The organism is Dactylosporangium sp. CS-047395 (genome assembly GCF_050942185.1).
Lineage (GTDB): Bacteria > Actinomycetota > Actinomycetes > Mycobacteriales > Micromonosporaceae > Dactylosporangium.
Genome location: NZ_CP192015.1, coordinates 8,204,677 through 8,226,158 on the forward strand (window position 1 = coordinate 8,204,677; position 21,482 = coordinate 8,226,158).

General features: G+C 74.5%; 15 protein-coding genes. 5 read left to right on the plus strand and 10 right to left on the minus strand.

The window, feature by feature from the left end; translation table 11 throughout:
• Positions 1–57: 57 nt before the first annotated feature.
• From ACQP00_RS38580 to ACQP00_RS38600, 5 genes are read right to left on the minus strand one after another with little or no spacing between them, the layout of a single operon-like run.
• Complete coding sequence (locus tag ACQP00_RS38580) at positions 58–1,638, minus strand: mucoidy inhibitor MuiA family protein (RefSeq protein ID WP_433205885.1); 1,581 nt, start codon at positions 1,636–1,638, stop codon at positions 58–60.
• Positions 1,639–1,684: 46 nt separating this feature from the next.
• Positions 1,685–2,491: a S1 family peptidase gene (locus ACQP00_RS38585; RefSeq protein ID WP_433205888.1), complete on the minus strand. Its 807-nt coding sequence runs from the start codon at positions 2,489–2,491 to the stop codon at positions 1,685–1,687.
• A gap of 29 nt (positions 2,492–2,520) precedes the next feature.
• Positions 2,521–5,490: a hypothetical protein gene (locus ACQP00_RS38590; RefSeq protein ID WP_433205891.1), complete on the minus strand. Its 2,970-nt coding sequence runs from the start codon at positions 5,488–5,490 to the stop codon at positions 2,521–2,523.
• Positions 5,487–8,489: an FtsX-like permease family protein gene (locus ACQP00_RS38595; RefSeq protein WP_433205894.1), complete on the minus strand. Its 3,003-nt coding sequence runs from the start codon at positions 8,487–8,489 to the stop codon at positions 5,487–5,489. Before ACQP00_RS38595 ends, ACQP00_RS38590 begins: the two co-directional genes overlap by 4 nt.
• 9 nt (positions 8,490–8,498) lie before the next feature.
• Positions 8,499–9,329 (minus strand): alpha/beta fold hydrolase, encoded by an 831-nt coding sequence (locus ACQP00_RS38600; protein ID WP_433205897.1) that lies wholly within the window; start codon positions 9,327–9,329, stop codon positions 8,499–8,501.
• A 61-nt stretch (positions 9,330–9,390) separates the two neighbouring features.
• On the opposite strand from ACQP00_RS38600, the gene ACQP00_RS38605 reads away from it, so the two are divergent.
• Positions 9,391–10,089 carry a MerR family transcriptional regulator gene (locus ACQP00_RS38605; RefSeq protein ID WP_433205900.1) on the plus strand — a complete coding sequence of 233 codons (699 nt, stop codon included), beginning with the start codon at positions 9,391–9,393 and terminating at the stop codon, positions 10,087–10,089.
• 105 nt (positions 10,090–10,194) lie between these two features.
• On the opposite strand, the gene ACQP00_RS38610 is transcribed toward ACQP00_RS38605, so the two are convergent.
• Positions 10,195–10,452, minus strand: a complete 258-nt coding sequence (locus tag ACQP00_RS38610; RefSeq protein ID WP_433205903.1) for an acyl-CoA-binding protein — start codon at positions 10,450–10,452, stop codon at positions 10,195–10,197.
• Between the two features lie 139 nt (positions 10,453–10,591).
• Between ACQP00_RS38610 and ACQP00_RS38615 the strand changes: the two genes are divergently transcribed.
• The 4 genes from ACQP00_RS38615 to ACQP00_RS38630 all read left to right on the plus strand — a co-directional run bounded on the left by ACQP00_RS38615 (position 10,592) and on the right by ACQP00_RS38630 (position 14,983).
• Complete coding sequence (locus ACQP00_RS38615; RefSeq protein WP_433205906.1) at positions 10,592–11,044, plus strand: hypothetical protein; 453 nt, start codon at positions 10,592–10,594, stop codon at positions 11,042–11,044.
• Between the two features lie 23 nt (positions 11,045–11,067).
• The gene (locus ACQP00_RS38620; protein ID WP_433205909.1) at positions 11,068–13,488 is read left to right on the plus strand and encodes a tetratricopeptide repeat protein; all 2,421 of its coding nucleotides are present in this window, start codon (positions 11,068–11,070) and stop codon (positions 13,486–13,488) included.
• A gap of 237 nt (positions 13,489–13,725) precedes the next feature.
• The gene (locus ACQP00_RS38625) at positions 13,726–14,163 is read left to right on the plus strand and encodes a hypothetical protein (RefSeq protein WP_433205912.1); all 438 of its coding nucleotides are present in this window, start codon (positions 13,726–13,728) and stop codon (positions 14,161–14,163) included.
• 298 nt (positions 14,164–14,461) lie between these two features.
• Positions 14,462–14,983, plus strand: coding sequence for a hypothetical protein (locus ACQP00_RS38630; protein ID WP_433205915.1), 522 nt, complete (start codon positions 14,462–14,464; stop codon positions 14,981–14,983).
• Here ACQP00_RS38630 and ACQP00_RS38635 read toward each other — a convergent pair.
• The 4 genes from ACQP00_RS38635 to ACQP00_RS38650 are packed head-to-tail and all read right to left on the minus strand — an operon-like array spanning position 14,865 to position 21,480.
• Positions 14,865–16,346, minus strand: coding sequence for a carboxylesterase/lipase family protein (locus tag ACQP00_RS38635; RefSeq protein ID WP_433205918.1), 1,482 nt, complete (start codon positions 16,344–16,346; stop codon positions 14,865–14,867). The two genes, ACQP00_RS38630 and ACQP00_RS38635, sit on opposite strands and share 119 nt — an antisense overlap.
• Before the next feature lie 42 nt (positions 16,347–16,388).
• Positions 16,389–18,725 carry a glycosyl hydrolase family 95 catalytic domain-containing protein gene (locus tag ACQP00_RS38640; protein ID WP_433205921.1) on the minus strand — a complete coding sequence of 779 codons (2,337 nt, stop codon included), beginning with the start codon at positions 18,723–18,725 and terminating at the stop codon, positions 16,389–16,391.
• Complete coding sequence (locus ACQP00_RS38645; protein ID WP_433205924.1) at positions 18,722–20,554, minus strand: beta-galactosidase; 1,833 nt, start codon at positions 20,552–20,554, stop codon at positions 18,722–18,724. The genes ACQP00_RS38640 and ACQP00_RS38645 overlap by 4 nt, the downstream gene beginning before the upstream one ends.
• Positions 20,551–21,480 (minus strand): carbohydrate ABC transporter permease, encoded by a 930-nt coding sequence (locus tag ACQP00_RS38650; protein ID WP_433205927.1) that lies wholly within the window; start codon positions 21,478–21,480, stop codon positions 20,551–20,553. Before ACQP00_RS38650 ends, ACQP00_RS38645 begins: the two co-directional genes overlap by 4 nt.
• Positions 21,481–21,482: the final 2 nt, after the last annotated feature.

Consider the following 21,482-nt stretch of genomic DNA (forward strand, 5'->3'; position numbering starts at 1 on the left):
CGCCAAACACTATTCTGACATCGACATATCTAGATACATCGCAAGGGCCTCATATCATCACTCGCGCCAGCCGGAGAGTTCCAGGCCCTTTGCGGTTTCGACGCGGTAGCCCAGGCGGACGACGTACGACTGGCCCTCCGGGAGGGCCACCCGCCAGGTCAGGACGCCCAGCTCGGTGCGCTCCGCGGGGGGCGGGTCGATCGCCGTTTCGCGGACCGTGATGCCGTCGTGGCGGCTCACCGGGAGCTGGTCGAGGACGGTCAGGCGGATCTCGCGGCCGGTGTAGTTGGCGATCGTGGTGCGGTACTCCACCTCGCGGCGGCGGGTCGAGCCCAGGGTGGCCTTCGTGGCCGTGCGCTTGGTCAGTTCGCGTTCCACCCGGACGCGGTCGTCCAGGCCCAGCGCCAGTTCGAGCTCCTCGCCCGGGGCCCAGGTGGCCAGGGCGGTCCGGCTCACGAAGTCGGCCTCGTGGAAGACCGCGGCCGGGCCGGGCGGGAAGGTGTGCGCGGACGAGTTCGTCGTGAGAGCCCGCAGGTGTACGTCGCTGCTGCCCGCCGGCGCCGTCACGTAGTCGAGGTGGGCGGCGAGGTCCAGCACGGCGATCGTGGCGCGGGCGGTGGTGCCGTCGGCGGGGACGGCCACGGCGCGGGCGGGGCGGTAGGTGGCCGCCGTCGTGCCCTCCTCCACCCGGGCCTGGCTCTGTTGCATCGGCGCGGCGAGGTCGAAGGCGACTTCGGCCATCATCGAGGCCGGGGCCGGGGCCGCGCCGGGTGGCGGAGGTGCGCCGCCGAACGAGCGCGAGGCGTAGACGGGCGGCGGCGGGGGAAGGAGCGGGTCGAGGTACCACGGCGAAAGTTCTGGAACCGACGCGCTGCCGGTGGTGCGGGCGGTGGACAGCGCCAGCTCGCACTCCGGCCAGTCCTCGCCGGTGCGCTGCTCGACCAGCCCGAACCAGCTCAGCTGCAGCGTGTCGCCGGTCAGCCGCACGTCGTACGTCGAGCGCCAGCCCGCCTCGGGGACCTGGTACGACACGTCCAGCTCGACGGTGCCCGGCGCGGCGACGGCGAGGGTGATCACGGCGTAGCGCGCGTCCGGTTCGCGCTTGCCGGACAGGTCGCGCAGCTGGCGGTCCAGCGCCGCGATGCGGTCCGTCACCTCGGTGCGGCGGCGTTGCAGGTCCCGCAGCCCGGACAGTACCGTCGCGAGCTCGTCACCCATCGTGGCCGAGAACGCCGTGACCGACTCGGCCTGCGCGTCGCCGCCGGCCAGGGCGCGAGCGTAGGCGCCGGTCGCGCGTTCGCCGAGCGCGACGAGGAAGGCCTGGCGCTGACGCAGGACCGTCTCCGCGTCCTCGATCCCGTCACTTTCCGCGCTGAGCCGGCGGCGCTCCCCGGTCACCCCGGCGACGGTCGCGTCGGACGGCTTGTCGCGCCGGCGCAGGACGAGGTCGACGCCGAGCACGGTCGCGGGTCCCCGCCCGCTGACCCGGATCGAGTCGCCGTCGAGCCCCATCGGCAGCGGCCCGACCTCGACGGCCTGCTCACCCGCCTCGAGGCTGGTGCGCCCGCGGCGGGTGACCCGGGCCTGCGTGGGGTACACGGTCACCGCGACGATGGCGGCGTCGATCGAGTTCTGCACGCAGCGCACGGTAACGCATGTCATCAACGCCCGGGCGGCTCCTCGCTCAGTACGGCCCGACCCCGTAGCCTGAGGCCGCCCGCACCGCGGAGGCGAAGTACGTGACGCCGCCGCTCGTGCAGTTGCCGCTCCCCCCGGACGTCATGCCGTAGCCGACCGTCCCGGCGAACAGGGGCCCGCCGCTGTCGCCGGGCTCGCTGCAGACGGTGGTGCGGATCAGGCCGTACACCGTGCCGTCCGCGTAGTTGACGGTCGCGTTGAGCGCGGCCACGCGTCCCGTGTGCACCCCGGCGGTCCCGCCGACCCGGGTGACGGTCTGCCCCACGACCGGCGTCCCGAAGCTCTTGATCGGCGCGAGCGTCCCGGTGTGCAGGTTCACGGCGCTGGGCTTGGCGATCGTGGTGTTCGTATAGTGCACGAGCGCGTAGTCGTAGGACACGTTCTTCGTGGCCACCGTGCCGAGCACCACGGTGTGGGCCGCGTCGGAGTACACGGTGGACCCGACCGCCCCGACACAATGCGCCGAGGTCAGGAAGTAGTAGTCGGGCAGCGACCGCGCGTTGAACCCGATGAGGCACCGCCCACCGGCCGCGCCGAAGAACGGATCGGCCCCGGCGATGTGCTTGCGCAACGTCCCCGGCTCGCGCACCACCGTGCCCCCGGACCGCTGCACGGCACGGGTCAGCGCATCGGCCGACCGTACGGTGTCGTCGACACTCACCGCGAGCCGCCCGCTCGCGGGATCATGCCACCACGCGGTCCCCGCGGCGTGCTCGAACGCCGTCACGCCCGGCGAGGCATCGGCGGCGGCGGATCCGAACGCGAGCACGATCAGCAGCACCAGAGCACGCATCAAGACCTCCAACGATGGACGTCGATGGCTCAGGATACCCTCTCGGTGCTGCGGGCCGCTACGAACGTCAGCAGGAGCATCGAGGCCAGCCAGGTCAGCGGCAGCGCCAGGGTCACCGGCCAGTTCGGCAGGGGCAGCGCGGGCAGGTTCGTCGCCGCGCCGAAGATCGGCAGCGACCATCCGGTGAGGCGCCACACGGCCAGGGCGGCGAGCAGCCCCAGCACGCCCGACGCCAGGACGAGGGCCGGGTACGTCCACAGCGCGGCCCGGCGCAGGGAGGCGCGGGTCAGGCCCTGCGCGCGCAGGACCGAGGCATCGGCGGCGCGGGAAGCGCGGTCCACGGCGGCGATCATCGTGATCCCGCCCGCGGCCAGGAGGACGGCCAGCGCGCCGGTCAGCAGGTGGAACCACAGGGCCAGAGCCGGGCCTTCGCCGTCCAGGCGGGTGCGGACCGAGGCGATGTCGCGGTCCCCGGTCACGATCAGGCCCTGCTTGGCCAGGCGGGCCAGGGCGTCCGGCGGGGCCGCGGTGTTGAGCCAGACCTCCGGCGAGGTGGCCGCGCCGCCGTCGGCGGAGACGCGGTCCGCGTACTCGAGGTCGACCAGCGCGCCGAACGAGCCCACGCGCGGGAGCGCAACCGCCCGGCCCGCCGGGCGGACGTCCGTCGGGCGGCCGTCGACGCCGGCCACCTGCGCCGGGAGCGGGACCGTGGACACGGCCGGGAGCGGGTACGGGGCGTCCGCCGGCTGGAACCAGGCGCCGTCGGTCAGGACGCCGCGGACGGCGAAGCGCAGGCCCGCGCCGGTCGCGGTCAGGGTGCCGCCGGTGGCCCGCCAGTGGTCGGCGTCGGTCAGGTCGGCGGACGGCGCGGACAGGCCGCGCAGGGTGATGGTGGCGTCGATCGCGGCGCCGCCGATGCGGTCGGAGCTCAGCCGAAGGGCGGCCAGGCGGCAGCCGTCGGTGCAGACGTCGTCGGTGTGTTCCAAGGTGTACGGGCCGTCGTTCACGGTGCCCAGATCCGACACGGCGGAGCCGCGGCCGGTGGTCGACACCAGGACCGCCTTCACGCGGACGGGCTCCTTGCCGGTGCTGGTCACGTCGACGTCGAAGCGGACCATGCGGCCGTCCATGACGACCGGGTCGCGGGCCGGCGGATGGAGCAGGGCGGGCAGGCGGGCCGGGTCGACCGCGCCGTACTGCGGCAGCCACGGCACCACCGCCGGCAGCCGGGCGGTGTCCACGGCGAGCTTGGCCGGTTCGCCGGGAGCGCCGGCGGGCAGGCGGGCGGCGGCCATGGCCCAGCGGCCGGACGGGTCCGCCTGGCGTACCGCATGCAATAACTGCTGCCGCGTCACCGGGCCGACGGCGAGGACCCGCGGGGCGCCCGTGCCGATCCGGGCGGCCAGGTCGCGGTCCTGGGCGGCGACATCCGTGGCGCTCACGGCGTAGCCGAGGACGGCCGTCGCGGTGATGAGCAGCAGCAGCATCCGCTGGGCGGCCGGGCGGCGACCGGCCTGCAGCGCGGCGAGCGCGAGGCCGAGGCGGCCGCGGCGCAGCGCCCACCGGCCCAGCGCGCGGGCGGCCGGGGCGAGCAGGCGGGCGCAGGCCACGGCGAGGGCGGCGATGCACAGCGCCGGGGCGAGCAGGCCGACCCCTTCGAGGCGGCCGTGGCTGGTGAACAGCTGGACGAGCGCGCCGGCGGCGAGTACCGCCACCACGACCGCCGAGCGCCAGCCCAGCCGGGTCCGGATCCGCACGCGGCGCAGCAGGTCGACGACCGGGCCGGCGAGGTGGCGGCGCTGGGCGGTCACGGCGACGGCGATCGCGCCCAGGGCGGTGAGCGCGGCCAGGCCCAGGCCGTCGAGGACGTCGAACGCGGCGAAGGCGACGCCGGGCATCCGCCAGCCGATCAGCGCGGCCACGGCGAGGCGGCCGGCGATCAGGCCCGCGACCGCCCCGGCCAGGATCGCGGCGACGGACTCGCCGATCGCCAGCAGCAGCCGCAGCCACCAGCGGGTGCCGCGCAGCGCGACCACGGCCAGCTCCGGGCGGCGGCCCTCGGCGCCGTAGTCGACGGCGAGGTACACGGCCAGGTAGGCGAGCAGCAGCAGCGGGACGGCGCCCGCGGGTACGCTGCGGCGGGCCAGGTCGCGGCTCTGCTCGACGCGGTCGATCAGGCCTGGCATCTGGGTGCTGACCTGGTAGTCGCCGCCGACCGACTTGGCCCGCTGCTGGAGCTGGGTCAGCCGGTCGCGCAGCGGGCCGATCGCGTCGAACACGGCCGGGTCGGCGGTCGCGTCGAGCGAGACGGTCGCGTGGTCGGGCTGGAGGCGCTCGATGGTGGCCGCGTTGGTGAAGACCGGCTCGGCGCGGCGGCCGAGGGCGTCGGCGGCGAAGTACCCGTGGCCGCCCCAGTACTGCTCCTGCGGGGCCACCGGCCGGTACACGCCGGCCACCACGACCTCGTTCGGCGGGCCGGCGGCCACGAACTTGGCCATGCCGCTGAGGGAGGACTCGATCCGGGCGTACGCGACGACGACCCGCGCGCCCGCCGCCAGCCGCAGCCGCTCGGCGGTCTGCTCGCCGAGCAGGATCTCGCCCGCGCCGAGCAGGCAGCGGCCGGTCACCATCTCCAGGTGCGCGCAGGCGTCCTGGCGGAACACCACGTGCGAGCCGCCGTCGCCGCCGGGCTCCAGGCCGACGACCGGGAACTGCACGCCGTAGACGTGGGCGAAACCGGGCTGGTCGAGCAGGGCGCCGGCGACGCTGTCGAAGTCGATGCTGTACGCGGTGCCGCGCACGTCGGCCTCGGAGGTCACGGTGATCGCCCGCTCGTCGGGTCCGGCCGCGGCGACCTCGCCCCGGGCCACGGCCAGGTCGACGGCGGCCAGGTAGGCGGGCACGGCCACGGTCGCGCCGACCGCCAGCATCGCGAGCAGCACCAGGGTGATCGCCTGGCCGCGGCGGGTGCGCAGCATGGCCAGAACCAGAGAGATCATGCGTCGGTACCCCGTGCGGTGAGCGCGGCCGGCCCGGACACGGCGGCCAGCAGGAGCAGCGCGGCGAGCCCGGCCGCGGCCAGCGCGCCGGGCCGCAGGGCGGGCGGCGGCGCGGTCAGCCGCCAGTCGTCGACGAACGCGGCCACCGGGGCGTCGATCAGCCAGCCGGCGAACGCGGCCGCGAGCACCCCGCCGAGCGTGCCGAGCACGAGCAGCGCGGCCTGCCCGCCGGCGGCGGCGGTCCGGGTGGCGCGGGCCGGCACGCCCTGCACGCGCATGGCCCGTACCTCGGCCGCGCGCACCCGCCGCTCGACCGACACCGCGGCCGCGGCGGCGACGGCGGCCAGCAGCAGCCCGGCGACCGCGGACAGCAGCCGGAACCGGGCGGCGAACGCGGTGCCCTGCTCGGCCAGGCGGGCGGCGTGCTCGGCGGCGGTCTCGGTGCCGAGGACCTCGACCCCGGCCGCGGCGAGCCGGTCGGCGATGGCCGCCGCCCGCGCGTCGCCGACGGACGGGCCGAGCCACACCTGCAGGGTGCCGGGGGTGCCGGGGGCGGGCAGCGCGCGGGCGACCGCGTCGAGGTCGACGACCAGCCCGGCGCGGCCGAGCACGGGCACGACGGCGCGCCGGGCCACGATCCGCACCGGCTGCGCGGGCGAGCCGAACGGGGTCGCGGTCGGCTCGGCCGAGCCCCAGTCCCGCGGCGGGTCCCCGGCGAGCACGGCCGGGATCGGCAGCGCGCCGTCGACGAGGTACGCGTGGTTGTCCGGCCGCACCTGCGCGTTGCCGTCCGGGAGGGGCGCCGGCACGCGCAGCGTCAGCGCGCCCTTGTCCGCGGCGACGACGAGTCCGGGGCCGGTGAGCACCGCGCGCCAGCGGGCCGGGTCGCCGAGGTGGCCGGCGTCGAGCACGAGCGCGGCGGGGCCGTCCTGGCGCAGCGACCGTACCGTCAGACTGGAGGAGGCCGCGGGTGCCATCGGCTTGCCGTCCTCGTCGCCGGGGCCGATCAGCGCCAGCCCGACGATCCGGCAGCCGGGCGCCCCGCAGCCGGCCAGCGGCGCGCTCGCCTCGTGGTCGCCGGGCGCGAACGGGCCGAGGGTCACCGCGACGGCCGCGCCGGTGCTCGCGTTGGCCAGCTGCACGATCAGGCGCAGCGGCCCGGGCGAGTCGTTGCGCGCGGCCAGGGTCAGCCCGGTGCCGTCCACTGTGGACGGGTTCGCGGGCCGGGCGGCGGCCAGGGCGGCGGCCACGTCGGGCGGCAGCGCTGCGGCTCCGGCGGTGACGGCCGCGAGCCGGGCCGCGTCGACCGCGAGGACCGGCGGGGAGGTGGTGTCGTCCAACGCCACCGCCATGGCTTCCTTCCCGCCGGGATCCGCCTCGTGTACCGCATGCAGCAGTGCCGTCTGGGTGTCCGCCCGCACCGTGAGGACGCGCGCGGCGCCCAGCTCCACGGCGGTGCGATCGGCCCGCGCGTCGCGCCCCGCGAGCAGGTCCCCGCCGGCCAGTCCGAGCAGCGCCACCGCCACGGCGACGAGGGCGAAGATGCGGTGGATGCCGGGGCGGCGGTGGTACTGCAGCGCGGCGAGCGCCCACGGCACCCGCCCGGCCCGCAGCGCCCCGCGGCCGGCCCGCCCGGCGAGCGCCGTCACCGCCCGGGCGAGGAGGGCGGCGGCGGCCAGGGCCAGCAGGACGGGCGCGACGATGGCGAGGCCGGACGGTACACCCGCGGGCTCCTGGGACCGCACCTGGATGAGGGCCGCGGCGGCGCCGGCCACGAGCAGGAGATCGAACAGGGCCGCACCGCGCCGCCCGGTGGAGGGGGCCCGGCGCAGCAGCTCGGCGACCGGGGTGCGCAGCAGCGGCAGGTCGGCCAGCACCAGCAGGAGCAGTCCGGCGGCGAGCGCGACGGCGGCGGCGATCCCGGCCGGGGCCAGCGCCGCCGCGGGTGCGGGCCCACCGGCCGCGGCCCGGGCCGCCGCCCAGCCCAGCGCCAGCCCGAACGGCACGGCGGCGAGCATCGGCAGGAGCTGCTGCCAGACGGTGAGCCGGGCGGTGCGCGAGCGGGTGGCGCCGCGCAGCTTCAGCAGGGCGTAGTCGGGGCGGCGGTCCTGGGCGGTGTACCGGCCGACGATGCCCAGGGCGAGCGCGCACAGCACGAGCGCCTGGACCCAGCCGGCGAGGACCCCGCGCCGGGTCGCCGCCCGGTCCCCGGCCACCTGCGCGAGGAGTTCGTCCGGCGGCCCGTCGTAGGCGAACCCGGCCGTTCGCAGCGCGTACGCGATGTCGTCGACGCCGTCCTCCAGCAGCGTCCGCGGCGCCTGGGTGGTGTAGACGGCGGTCGGCGCGGCGAGCAGTCCGGTGAACGAGCCGATCGGCACGAACACCGGGTCGGTCGTCTCCTCGCCGGCCGCGATCCGGCCGGGCGGGAACGCGGGGTCGGCCCACCAGGCGCTGCCGGGTTCGCTCCGCTCGTACAAACCGGTGATCTTGATCGTCAGCGGCGGTGCGGTCCCGGCCTGTTGCGCGCGCAGTTCGAGGGAGTCGCCGGCCCGCACTTCGAGGACCTTCGCGGCGGCCCGGCTGACGACCGCCTCGCCGGGCGCGGCCGGGCAGGCGCCGTCGATGCGCAGGTGGTCGCAGGCCTGGTCGCGGTACGCGATCGGCACCAGCTTCCCGATCCCGCCGACCGGCGCGACCAGCGTCTGCGTCAGCCCGAGCGTGACCGGCCCCTCCGGCGGCGGCAGCACGTCCCGCGCCGCCGCCCGGAACCCGCCGAGCGCACCCGCCGGATCGGACCCGGTCGACACGGGCCGCCGCACCGACAACAATCGATCGACGGGCGTGGTCCGGGCCAGGTCGGCCGCGCTGGTCCGCTCGGCCGCCGCCGCGTCGAACAGCGGCCCGGCGGCGGCGACGGCCACGAACAGCGCGGCGAGCGCGAACACGGCGAGGCTCTGCGCCCCCCGGCGGCGGAGGGCGCCGATCACCAGTCGCAGCATCGCGCGATGCTATCCGTTTTCGCCAGAGAGCGCTCTCCCCAAGAACGGTTTCAGCAGTGGTACGACCTGTGCCGCCTGCATCGCGCCCATGTGATCGAGGCCTTCGAGGAGGTGCACCTCCCAGCCCGCGGCCTCGAGCTCCTCCCGGTGCTCCCGGACCGGCCCGGCCAGGTCGATGGTCGTGCCGCCCCACCGCTCGTCGTAGGTGATCGAGTCCGCGCCGCCCATGATGCACAGCCGCGGGCACGTGATCCGGACCCGCTCGTCGAAGTCCTGCAGCCCCTCGTACAGCGTCACGAACTGCCGCGTGGACGCCTCGGAGAGCGTGAACTCGGCATCGGCCCAGGCGTCCCCGGTCTGTTGGGGCTCCGCCGGCGGATCGACCGCCATCGCATGGGCCGCCGTCGTGATCTTCAGCATCCCGGCATAGGGCGCCCCGAGCGGCGGCCAGCCCCCCATCGCCAGGGCCGTGACCCGGTCCGTGCGCGCCGCGAGCTGCAACCCGCTGGGGGCCGTCCAGCTGTACCCGTAGAACGCGAACCGCTCGGATCGCGTCGCATCGGCCACGGCGAGCACGTCGCCGGCGACGTTCGCGGCGGTGAGGGTGTCCGGCTTCGGTACGGCGAGCACGTGCCCCTCGTAGTCGAACGCCACCACCCGGAACGCGCCCTTGAGCCCGTCGATGAGATGGCGCCCGAGCGCCGGGTCGGCCCCCCACCGCCGCAGCTCGCCGGCTTGCGCCCCCTCGACCGGCACCGGGTTGACCGGCAGCAGCACGGTCGGCCCGTCGCCCTCGACCGTGGCCTCGATGGTGTTTCCGTCGTGCAGTCGGACTAGCATGACTTCAACCGTATCGTCGAGCCGCCCTGTGAAGGTTTCGCTTCCGAAGGAGGTTCTGACGGTGCCGAAGTCTCAAAGGCCGGTCGACCTGGCCCGGGAGCACGGCATCTCGCCGCAGTCGGTGCGCAACTACGAGGCCGACGGCATCCTCCCGCCGGCGGTGCGCAGCGAGTCGGGGTATCGGCGGTACACGGAGGTGCACGCCGCCGCCCTGCGCGCCTTCCTGGCCCTGGTCCCCGGCCACGGCCACGCGGTGGCGGGCGACGTGCTGCGCCTGGTGGCCGCGGGCGAGACCGACGCCGCCCTGCGCGTCCTGGACGCGAGCCACGCCCAGCTGCTGCGGGACCGCGAGACCCTGGACGGCGTGGCGTCGGCCGCCTCGATCCTGGCCGGCCCCCTGCCCACCCCGACGGCAAGGCCCTTGCCGATCGGCGCGCTGGCCCACCACTTGGGTGTCAAGCCGGCCACGCTGCGCAAATGGGAACGGGCGGGCATTCTGACCCCGGCCCGCGTGACCGGCCAGCGCGTCTACGGCCCCTCGGACGTCCGCGACGCCGAACTGGCCCACCTGCTCCGCCGCGGCGGCTACCTGCTGGCCCACATCGCCACGGTGGTGTCGCAGGTCCGCGCGGCCGGCGGCCCCGCGGCCCTCGCCGACACCCTGCAGACGTGGCAGTCGAGGCAGGCTTCGCGAGCCCGATCGATGCTGACCGGCGCGGCCAGGCTGGACGAGTACCTGCTCGTCCTGGCCCGGACATAAAGGAGTCCGGCATCCACGGGGGAAGATGCCGGACTCATAGATCATGATAGCTGCACTCCGCCGCCCGCGCCAGCGTTCCGCCGGACGGTCACACAAGTGTCATGTTCAGTACCCCTGCAGCCGGCGGACGAGCTCGACGTACTCCCGCTGCGCCTCTTCCTGCCCGGTCCCGGCCACGTTCTTCCAGGCGTCGAACTTGGCCCGCCCGGTGAGATCGAACATCCCGGGCCGGCTGCCGGTGGCGTCGCCCTGGGTCCCTTGCTTGTACAGCGCGTAGAGCTTCAGCAACACATCGTTGCCGGGCCGGGCCCCAAGCTTCTTCACGTCGACCTGCGCCTGCGCGAACTCCTCGCTCACCGACATGCACGCGACCCTATCCCTTCCGTGCCCGCATTGCGCTCTGCCGCACGGGGCGCGCGATCCGGCCGCGCGGTGGTGGCAGGTCGAGCTGTTCGGCTGATGGAGTCCAGATCGGGATTGGCACGCTCATGGTAGACAGGGTGTGAGGAAGGCACTGCAGCTCGTCAGGATCTGGAGGCCGTTCGTGGTGGATGCCGGGCTGATCGCCTCGCAGGTCGTGCCATATCTGTCCGCGGCCGCCGGCGCCTACGGTGCGGCCGTGGTGCAACGGGTCAGCGACGAGACGGCCGATGCCACCGCGGATGCGGCGGTGGGCCTGGGGCGCCGGTTGCTTCGGCGGCTGTTCGGCTCGTCGCGGGGTGAGCAGGTCCGCGCCGCCGTCGTCGACCTCGCCACGAACCCGGCCGACGAGGGCCTGGCCGACGTGATGCGGGCGCAGGTGCGGGCCGCCCTCACGACGGACCCGAAGCTGCTGGCCGAGGTGGCGCGGCTGGTCGCCAGACCCGCCCCGAATGTCACGGTGACCGGGTCGCAGGGCGTGCAGATCGGCGACGGCAACGTCCAGCACAACACGTTCGGCGCGCCGCCACGATGAGCCCCGCAGCTGACGGCGTATGGGTGTCGGGCAGCCAGGGCGTGCAGATCGGCGACCACAACACCCAGCTCAACCTCGGGCTGGACGCGAGCGTGGTGCCGCCGGCGCAACGGATTCCCGACCACGGCGGGGCGCCGGTGCACAACCTGCCGCCCGCGTCCGGGGTCTTCGTCGGCCGGGACCTCGCGCACCTGGGCGGGCTGCTGCCCGAGGGCCCGGGTGGCGTGGTGGTCGGGCAGGCCGCGGTCTTCGGTCTGGGTGGCATCGGCAAGACGGAGTTGGTCCTGCACTACGCCCACGCCGCCGCCGGCCGGTACCGGCTGGTCTGGTGGATCACCGCCGACACGCCCGACAACATCGGCCTCGGCCTGGCCGCGCTGACCCGGCGCCTGCACCCGGTGGCCACCCTGGCCGACGCGCAGGCGTGGGCGGTCGGCTGGCTGCAGCACAACCGCAACTGGCTGCTCGTCCTGGACAACGTTGAGGACGTCGAGGACATCACCGAGCTCCTGGGTCACGTCACCGGCCGCGGCCACGTCGTGGTGACCACCCGCCGCGACCTCGGACGGGCCCAATGGAAGCGCCTTCGGCTGGCCCCGTTGCCGCTCGGCGTCCTCGAGCGGAGCGCGAGCGTCAGCCTGCTGACCGACCTCACCGGCCTGACCGACACCGCGTCCGCCGGGCTGCTGGCCGCCGACCTCGGTGACCTTCCGCTCGCGCTGGAGCAGGCCGCCGCCTACATCAGCCAGCACCACGGGCTCGACTTCGCCGGCTACCGGCACCTGCTCGCCGACCAGTTCGCCCGCGTGGTGGGCGACGGCGGTCCGGCCACCAGCGCGGACCGCACGGTCGCCTCGGTCTGGCGGGTCACCATGGCCACCATCCGCCACCGATCGCCCCTGGCCGAACGGGTCATCCGGGTCCTGGCCTGGCTCGGCCCGGACAACCTGCCCGACGACGTCCTGACCCTGCTGGCCACCACCCCGGCCGACACCGGCGAGGCCCTGGCGCTCCTGGCCTCCTACAGCATGATCAACCGCACCGCCCGTACCGTGAGCGTCCACCGCCTGGTGCAGGCCGCGACCCGCGCCACGGCCCAGCCGGACGACCTCGCCGAGGCACTCCGGCTCCTCACGAAGGCACTCCCCGCCGATCCTGAACATGGTGTGACCGGCTGGCCCCGCTGGCATGCGCTCCTGCCACACATCGACACCGCGCTCGCCCATCTGCCGGCCACCCACGACAACGCCCACGCGCTGCACATCGGCGACCGCGCTGCCGTCTACCGCCAATCCCAGGGACAGACCACGGCGGCCACCGCGGGATTGGAGGCGGTGTTCGCGAACTCGCGGCGCGTCCTGGGCGACGACCATCCCAACACCGTGGGCACCCACAGCAACCTTGCCGGCTCATACCTGGAGGCGCGCCGGTATGACGAAGCGATCGCCGCGTACGAGGCGGTACTTGCCAAACACCGGCGAGCGCTGGGCGAGGACCACATCAGCACGCTGACCATCCGCAGCAACCTGGCCGTTGCCCACTGGAGAGCAGGCCGGGTGGAAGTGGCGATTGCCGGCTTCGAGAGTGTGCTCGCTGATAGCCGGCGGGTGCTGGGCAACGACGACCCGAGCACGCTGACCACTCGTAACACCCTGGCCGGCGCATACCGGGACGCGGGCCGGGTGGATACGGCGATCTCGGTTTTCGAGCAGGTGCTGGCCGATCGCCGACGGGTGCTGGGCGAGGACCACATCAGCACGCTGACCACCCGCAACAACCTGGCGCACGCGTACCGCAGAGCCGACCGGGTGGATGCGGCGATCGCGGCCTTTCAGGGAATGCTCGACGATTGTCAGCGGATCCTGGGCAACGATCACCCGTACACCCTGAGCGCCCGGAGCAGCCTCGCCTTGTCTTACCTGACGGCGGGGCGGGTGGAAGCGGCGATCCCCGATCTCGAGGCCGTCCTGGCTGATCGCCGGCGAGTGCTGGGCGACGATCACCCCGAGACGCTGAGCAACCGCACAAGCCTGGCCGACGCCTACCGCGACGCGGGCCGTGTGGATGAGGCGATCGTCGCGTATGCGCAGGAGCTCGCCGATCGCCGACGGGTGCTGGGCGACGACCATGTCAGCACCCTGACCACCCGCAACAACCTGGCCTGCGCGTACCTGGATGCGGGTCGGGAAGACGTGGCGATCGCGCTGTTACGAGGGGTGCTGGACGATCGCCGGCGGATGTTCGGCAGTGACCACCACGCTGACACCCTGACCACCCGCTTCAACCTGGCTTCCGCGTACCTTCGCGCGAACCGGCTGGACGCCGCGATCGCCGCGTACAGGGAGCTGCTCCCCGACATTCGGCGGGCGCTCGGCGACGATCACCGGCTCACCAAGGCAACCGAGCATGACCTCGACGCCGCCCGGCGGCTGCGGCCCAACTGACCGGCGCCGGCCGCTTGTTCACACCCGTGCCCCACGTGCAGCACGCGAGCAGGGGAGCGGATCCGGCGGAAGCTGCCGAATTTCTGCCGCAACCGGTACATGGCCAGGGGATTCCGCGCGTGGTCGCGGCTTAGCCGCCACTTCGGTGCCCACAAATAGATTCTGCGCAATGGCTTTCGACGACCGTCGGGCGGCCTTGCGGACGCCGTCGATGGGGAAACGGGGTATCCCATGAACGTGCAACGAACTGTCGCCGGGCGGGTGCGGCGACTCGTCGTGCTGGCCGCCACGGCGCTCGCGCTGACCGGTGGCGGGGTGGCGCTGACGGCGTCGCCGGCGGCCGCGGCGTCCGGCTGTTCCGGGACCGGGCCGGTCGTGCAGGACTGGTGGAACCCGCCGCGGGCGACGAAGTACTGCAACGCCTACCGCTCCGGCTACGTCTACGCGGTCGCCTCGCAGGGCGAGCTGTCCGGGTACCTGTACGCCGGCACCAGCTGGTTCGTCTGCCAGCTCACCGGCGGCGAGAACCCGGCCGTCGGCAGCGCGCACAACAACTGGTGGCTCTACACGCAGGGCGACACCGCCTACAACTACGGCGGCTGGGGCTGGTTCCCGGCCACGATGATCTCCGGCGGCGGCAACTACCAACCCGTCCCCGGGCTGCCGATCTGCTGAGCCGCAACCAAGGAGCGCGGCCGCGACCTAGCGGCCGCGTTCCTGCCGTGCATCGTGCGAGGCACGCTGCCAGTGCCGCCAGTCCGGGCAGGAAACCCCGGCGGCGATCTCACCGGCCACGAGTCGTGGCCAAGGCACCGTGTGCAGCCAGGATCAAATCATTGCTTTTCCTCCCCTTGGAGATAAAAGCTTGTCGCTCTTCGCTTTTGACCCTTCGGGCTCGCGCCGCGTCGGGCCGTCGGCGGCCACGCCCGACCTCAGCGGAGGCCCGCGTGCGGTGCGGGGACTTGCGCCCGGGATGACGGTGGCGCATGATTTGAACATGTTCAACTACAGGTCGGCCGCTACCTGGCTGGTGATCGGGCTGGTCGGGTCGGTCCTGGTCCGCGGCTTCCTGGCGCTGACTTCGGTGCTGATCCTGACGCCGCTGCTCGGCCCGGTCGTGCTCCTGACCGGCCGCACCACCGGCGGAGTGCTCTGGGCCGGGGACCTCATCGCGTCGCCCGTGCTCGCGATCGTGACCTGCGTCGTCTGGCGAGGGCTGCGCGACTACCGTCCCTGGGCGATCCGGTCGGCACAAGGACTGGCCTGGTGCTACATCGCCACCAACGTGGTGGCCGCCGCCTGCGTCATCCAACTGCCCGATTGGCACCTGCTCGCCGTACCGCTCACCTGGTACGTCATTTCCATCGGCAATGCGGTCATGGTGCTTCGGCGGGTGGCAACGACAACACCGGGAAGGCGTACTCCTGCCAGATCTGCCGAGACGCCTCCTCCGGGTACGGCGCGACGTCCGATCGTGCGTCGAATACCTGCGTGAGGCGCTTCTCCCCGTCGTACGCCGGCCACCCCGGATCCCCGTGCGCGGCGAACGACGTCCACGCGGCCCGCATCTCCGCCGACAGGACCTCCGCGGCGGGCGGCGGCGGCGCCCCGATCAGCATCCCCGGCAGGCCGCCGTTCAGGTTGCCCAGCACCAGCGGCACGTCGAGGCCGTGGCAGGCGCCGAACCCGCCGCCGATGCCGGGCGCGGGCCAGGTCAGCTCGTACACGTGCGCGCGACCACCCGCCGCCGTCTGGGCCGAGGCCAGGTGCAGGGAAGGCATGCGGAACAGCCAGTCCGACAGGACCACCTCGAACAGCTCCTCCGCCCCCGCCGACGGATAGGCCGCGCGGTAGCGGTGCTCGCCGTCCGGGCCGGGCGCGAACAGCCGCAGGGCCTCGGCCGCCTGGCCCGGCGTGACCTGGCCCAGGACGCCGGTGAGGGCGGAGAACAGGCGCTGCTCGTCGCGCGTGTGGCCGACCATCAGGTCCAGGTCGCGGGCGGCACCGGCGGCGAGGGCCTGCCACGGCGTGGCGGGCAGCACGTCGCCGTCGACGACCGGGGCGAACAGCACGCCCCGGAGGGCGACCGGGCCCCAGCGGCCGGCCCGCGAAGCCAGGCCGTCCTGCACCTCGTTGGCCGCCTCGACCAGCAGGTCCGGCTCGAACGCGGACAGCTCGGCGACGGTCGCCGAAGCGCCCAGCTCGGCCGCGATGTCGGCAGCGACGTCGGCGGCCAGCGCGGGCGAGAAGAACGGCCCGGGGACGCTCTGCGCGATCGCCCGGTGGAACAGCCCAGCGGCGCGCGGCATGGCCAGCAGCGAAGCGACCGAGCCGCCGCCCGCCGACTCGCCGAAGACGGTGACGCGGGACGGGTCGCCGCCGAAGGACGCGATGTTGTCCCGGACCCACTCCAGGGCGGCGACCTGGTCGAGCAGGCCGCGGTTGGCGGGAGCGCCCGCGAGCTGCGCGAAGCCCTCGACGCCCAGGCGGTAGTTGAACGTCACGACGACCACGCCGCCCTCGTGGGCCAGCCGGGCGCCGTCGTACTCGGGGCTGCCGGACGCGCCGATCGTGTACGCGCCGCCGTGGATCCACACCATGACCGGCAGGCCGGCACCCGCGCCAGGATCCGGGGTCCAGACGTTCACGGTGAGCCAGTCGTCGCCGATGGCGTTGCGGCCCGGCTGCGGCGGTGGCGGGCCGTACTCGAGCGCCGGCCGCACGCCGTCCCAGGGCCGGACCGGCGCGGGGGCGGCGAAGCGGAGCGGGCCAACGGGCGGCGCGGCGAAGGGGATGCCGAGAAAGACGTGCTCGTCGCGGCCGCGGACAACGCCGGCCGTCGTGCGGACCTCAGGCATGCCCGGAGTCTGCCCCCGTGTCCCCAGCCGCGCCAGCCAATTTCAACGCCAGGAACCGCAGACCCGGTAGGTGACCCCGGCGCGGGCGGGCCAGCACAGCCGGACCCGCCCGGCCGGTGCGCCCGGCACCTCGACGGCACCCGGGGGCGCGTCGGACACGTCGGGGCGGCCGGCCAGCTCCACGGTCAGCGGCCCATTCGCGCCGGCCGTGATCGCGGCCTCCGTCAGTCGCGAGCCGGACCAGCGCAGCGCGACCGTGTGCCCGCCGCGGCAGCGGATGCCCCGCACCGCGCCGGTCGGCCACCCGCGCGGCAGGGCGCGCAGCAGGGCGATGGCGCCGTCGTGGCTCTGCACCAGCAGTTCGGTCAGGCCCGCCACCACGCCCAGGTTCCCGTCGATCTGGAAGATCCGGCCGCTGGGCCGGCCCGCGTCCGGGTGCAGGGTCAGCAGCGAGCGGGAGCAGAGCTCGTCGAGCAATGCGGCGATCGTGGACTCGGCGAGGTCCGGGTCGCGCAGGCGGGCGGCCAGGCCGAGGATCCAGGCGCGGCTCCAGCCGGTGTGGCCGGAGCCGTGGTCGAGCCGGATCGTGAGGGCCTTGCGCGCGGCCGCGAAGTCCGCCGGGGTGCCGGCCTCGGTGATGCGGGTGCCCGGGAAGAGGCCGTACAGGTGGGACAGGTGCCGGTGGCCGGGCTCGCCGGGCGGGCGCTCGTCGTACCACTCCAGCAGGGCACCGTCCGCGCCCGTCGGGACCGGCCGCAGCGCGCGCAGGGCCGTGGACGCCTCGCGGGCCAGGGCGGCGTCGGCGGGGGCGGGCCAGCGCGCCGACAGCGCCGTGAACCGGGACAGCACCTCCCGGGCGAGTTCCTGGTCCAGCGCGCAGCCCCACGAGGTGGCGGCGGATCCGTCGGTACCGTACGCGAATCGGTGTTCCGGCGAGGTCGACGGCGAGACGACCAGCGCGCCGCACCCGTCGTCGACGAGCATGTCGAGCGTGAACCGGGCGGCGGCGCGCAGGACCGGCATGGCGACCGCGCGGCCGAAGTCGCGGCCGGCGCCGTGGTCGAGGTGGTCCCAGGCGTGCGCGGCGAGCCAGGACAGCGCCGACGGCCAGTTCGCCCACTGGGGCTCCCCGGGCACCGGCGCGGTGAACCGCCACAGGTCGGTGTTGTGGTGCGCGGCCGCGCCGCGGGCGCCGTAGTGCCGGGCGGCGGTCCGCTCGCCGTGCACGGCCAGGTCCCGGGTCAGCTCCAGCAGCGGCTCGTGCAGCTCGGGCAGGCCGGTGCTCTCCGCCGCCCAGTAGTGCATCTCGGCGTTGATGTTCGTGGTCCAGTTGCACGACCAGCCGGGCCGCACGTCGGCGTTCCAGATGCCCTGCAGGTTCGCGGGCTGGGTGCCGGGGCGGGAGCAGGCGATCAGCAGGTACCGTCCATAGTGGAACAGCAGCTCGGCCCGGGCCGTGCCGTGCGAGGCGGACAGGTCGAGGTCGGCCCGGTCGAACAGGCGGCGGTGGTCGGCGCGGTGCCGGGCCCGCAGCTCGTCCGGCCGCACCGCGAGGGCCCGCCCCAGCCGGGTCACGGCCGCGGCGGCGAGCGCGTCGAGGTCGGCGGACGGGCGGCGGTCCGGGCCGCGGAAGCCGGTCGCCGCGGCCACCAGCAGCCGGGTCCCGTCGGCGGTGCGGCGGGCGGCGGCGGCGATCGCGAAGCCCATCCCGGCGGCCACGGTACCGTCGGCGTCCGGGCGGTCGTCGCCGTACACGATGGACGGACGGCGGTCGGGCACATAGTTCGGCACCACGTGCGCGGGGGCGCGCCCGGTCCACACCAGACAGTCGGGGTCGGCGACCCGGCGGGCGAGCACGCCGGGGTGCGGGCCGTGCAGGCGCGGGACGATCGGCCGCGGCACCGCGCCCGGGCCCGTGGCGGTCAGCACGAGCACGCCGTCGGGGTGCGAGGCGAGCGCGGTCAGCCGCACCGGGCCGGACCCGCCCGCATATTCGGTGCCCGCCTCCGCCTCCTGCAGATCGAGCCATCGCCGGTACTCCCCGATCCCTCGCTGATCCCCGTAGCGCCACTCCAGGCGGCCCAGCGGCTGGTACGACTCCGTCCAGGCGTCCCCCTGCAACCGGCGGGCCAGGTCCTCGGCCCGCGCGTGCTCGCCGGCGGCCACGGCCCGGCGCAGCTCCGGCAGCAGCCCGGCCGGCCCGGGACCGGCGGCGGGCGCGAGCGGCCCGCCGGACCAGAGCGTGTCGGCGTTCAGGTCGAGGGTCTCCACGCCTGGCCGGCCGTGCAGCATCGCGCCGAGGCTGCCGTTGCCGATCGGGAAGCCGTCCTCGAACGTCGCGGCGGGGTCGGGGGCCTCGATGCGGTACCGGCGGCTCATGGATCGACCCGGATCTCGGCCCGGCAGTCGTCGTGGTGCAGCAGGAACACGACCCGCCCGCGGCGCACCGCCTCGACGCCGGGCGGCAGGTCCGCCAGCACCGGCCGCGCCCCGGCCTCGGCGCAGACCCGGGCGAGCAGCCGGGCCAGGTCCGCGGGCGGCGGGGTGTGCCCGACGTACCAGGCACGCCCGTGCCGGAACACCACCGGCCGCCCGTCGAGGGGCCCGCCGCGCACGTGCTCGACCACCTCGGCGCCGCGCGGCTCGGCCCACTCGACCCAGCCCGACGGCAGCGGCCAGTGCTCCTCGACCCGGACCCCGACGAGGTCCATGAGCAGCCCCGGCCACCCTCCGATGTGGACCCGCTCGTCTCCGTCGGCGACGCCGCTGAACGGGCCGAGCACGAAGGTCCCGCCGCCTTCGACGTACGCGGTGAGGTTCGCGGCCACCGCCGGCGTCACCTGGTAGAGGTTCGGCGCCAGCACCAGTTTGTAGCGGGACAGGTCGGCCGCCGGGTGGGCGAAGTCGCACGTCACGTTGGCCGTCCACAGTGGCTCGTACCACTCGGTGAGCCGGTCCACGTACCGGAACCCGGCGTCCGGCTGGTGCGGCAGCTCGGCGGCCCGCCAGGACTCCCAGTCGAGCAGGATGGCCACGTCGGCCGGGACGTCCGTCCCGATGAGACCGTCCACCGCGGACAGCTCGGCGAGCTCGGCGCCGAGCGCGCACGCCTCGCGGAACACCCGGGAGTCCTCCCCCGCGTGCGGCAGCAGCGCCCCGTGCGCGCGCTCCAGGCCCTGCCGGGACGCCCGCCACTGGAAGTGCAGCACGCCGTCGGCGCCGCGGGCGACCGCCTGCAGCGACCAGAGCCGGTTGAGGCCGGGCCGCTTCGGCGTGGACACCGGCCGCCAGCTGGCCGCGCCCGGGGACTGCTCCATGAGCAGCCACGGCCCCCCGGCCAGCGAGCGCATCAGGTCCTTGGACATCGCGCCGCGCATGGCGGCCCCCGGGTCGTTCGGGTCCGGATAGGTGTCGAGCGAGACGACGTCCTCCTCGGCGGCCCAGCGCCAGCCGTCGACCGGGCGGTAGAAGTCCATGAAGTTCGTGGTGACCGGGACCGCCGGGTTGTGCGCCCGCACCGCGTCGCGCTCGGCGACGAAGCACTCCAGGAGGAGGTCGGATCCGAAGCGCTGATAGTCCAGGTCCTGCGCGGGATTGCCGACGTACTGCACGGTGCCGGGCGGGAGGATCTCGGACCACTGGGAGTACCGTTGCGCCCAGACGCTTGTTCCCCAGGCCTCGTTGAGCGCGTCGAGGTCGCCGTATCGGGCCCGCAGCCAGTCCCGGAACCGGGCCGCGCAGTGTCCACAGTGGCAGGTGGTGCCGAACTCGTTGCCGATGTGCCACAGCCGCAGCGCCGGGTGGTGGGCGTAACGGGCCGCGAGGGCCTCGGTGACGGCGAGCGCGGCCCGGCGGTATTCGGGCGCGCTGGGGCAGTAGTGGTTGCGGGAGCCGTAGTGGCGGCGCACGCCGTCGGGGCCCTGCGGCAGGGTGTCCGGGTGGCGGTGGCCGAGCCAGGGCGGCGGCGAGGCGGTCGGGGTCGCCAGCACCACCCCGATCCCGCCGTCGTGCAGCAGCCCGAGCACGGTGTCGAGCCAGCCGAAGGTGTACTGCCCCGGCTCCGGCTCCAGCGCCGCCCACGCGAACACCCCGACGGTCGCGGCGTTCACGCCCGCCGCCCGCATCAGCCGCACGTCCTCGGCCCACACTTGCGGCGGCCACTGCTCGGGGTTCCAGTCGCCGCCGAACAGCAGCCTCGGCCCGATCATCCCTTGATCGCGCCGACCAGCATGCCCTTGGTGAAGTGGCGCTGGACGAACGGATAGACGACGAGGATCGGGATGAGCGTCAGCGTGACCACGGCCATCTGCAGCGAGAGGGTCGCGATCTGCTGATGGCCGGCGTACTGCCCGGTGTTGGTCAGGCCCGTGCCCGGCATGCTGGCGCCCTGCAGGGTGTACAGGTACATGACCATCTGCAGCGGCCACTTGCCGTTGTCGGGCAGGTACAGCAGCGCGTTGAAGAACGAGTTCCAGTAGCCGACGGCGTAGAAGAGGGTGATGACGGCCAGCACGGCGCGCGAGGTCGGCAGGACGACCGACCAGAGGATCCGCCACTCCCCGGCGCCGTCGACGCGGGCGGCGTCGAGCAGCTCGGGAGCGGTACTGCTGAAGAAGCCCCGCATCACGAGGATGTTGAACACCGACACGGCGGCCGGCAGGATCATCGTCCAGTACTGCCCGTAGCCGCCCAGCGCGGTGACCACCAGGAACGACGGGATCAGGCCGCCGCTGAAGAACATGGTGACGACCAGGAACAGCAGGATGAACCGGTGCCCGAAGGTGCCGTGCCGGGACAGCCCGTAGGCGCACAGCACGGTCACCACCATCGAGATGAACGTGCCGGCGACGGTGATGGCCAGGCTCACCAGCAGCGAGTGGGTGACGAGCTGGTTGGTGAAGATCTGCCGGTACGCCTCGATGGTCAGCTCCCCCGGCACGGTCACCAGCCCGCCGGCCTCGTTGATCGCGCCTTGGGTGGAGAAGCTGGTGAGCACGATCGACCACAGCGGGAACAGCACGAGGAGGACCACGACGACGAGCGTGATGCCCTTCAGGCCCTGCCCGACCGGGCCGGTGCGCTCCTCCCAGGCCGGGCCGGAGTGCTTGCGGCGCGGGCGGTCCGGTGCGATCACAG

What these genes read in the sequence shown, in the direction of transcription:
- ACQP00_RS38585 (WP_433205888.1), bottom strand. Translation starts at nt 2,491, where the DNA reads ATGCGTGCTCTGGTGCTGCTGATCGTGCTCGCGTTCGGATCCGCCGCC.
- ACQP00_RS38590 (WP_433205891.1), bottom strand. Translation starts at nt 5,490, where the DNA reads ATGATCTCTCTGGTTCTGGCCATGCTGCGCACCCGCCGCGGCCAGGCG.
- ACQP00_RS38595 (WP_433205894.1), bottom strand. Translation starts at nt 8,489, where the DNA reads ATGCTGCGACTGGTGATCGGCGCCCTCCGCCGCCGGGGGGCGCAGAGC.
- ACQP00_RS38600 (WP_433205897.1), bottom strand. Translation starts at nt 9,329, where the DNA reads ATGCTAGTCCGACTGCACGACGGAAACACCATCGAGGCCACGGTCGAG.
- ACQP00_RS38610 (WP_433205903.1), bottom strand. Translation starts at nt 10,452, where the DNA reads ATGTCGGTGAGCGAGGAGTTCGCGCAGGCGCAGGTCGACGTGAAGAAG.
- ACQP00_RS38630 (WP_433205915.1), top strand. Translation starts at nt 14,462, where the DNA reads ATGACGGTGGCGCATGATTTGAACATGTTCAACTACAGGTCGGCCGCT.
- ACQP00_RS38635 (WP_433205918.1), bottom strand. Translation starts at nt 16,346, where the DNA reads ATGCCTGAGGTCCGCACGACGGCCGGCGTTGTCCGCGGCCGCGACGAG.
- ACQP00_RS38640 (WP_433205921.1), bottom strand. Translation starts at nt 18,725, where the DNA reads ATGAGCCGCCGGTACCGCATCGAGGCCCCCGACCCCGCCGCGACGTTC.
- ACQP00_RS38645 (WP_433205924.1), bottom strand. Translation starts at nt 20,554, where the DNA reads ATGATCGGGCCGAGGCTGCTGTTCGGCGGCGACTGGAACCCCGAGCAG.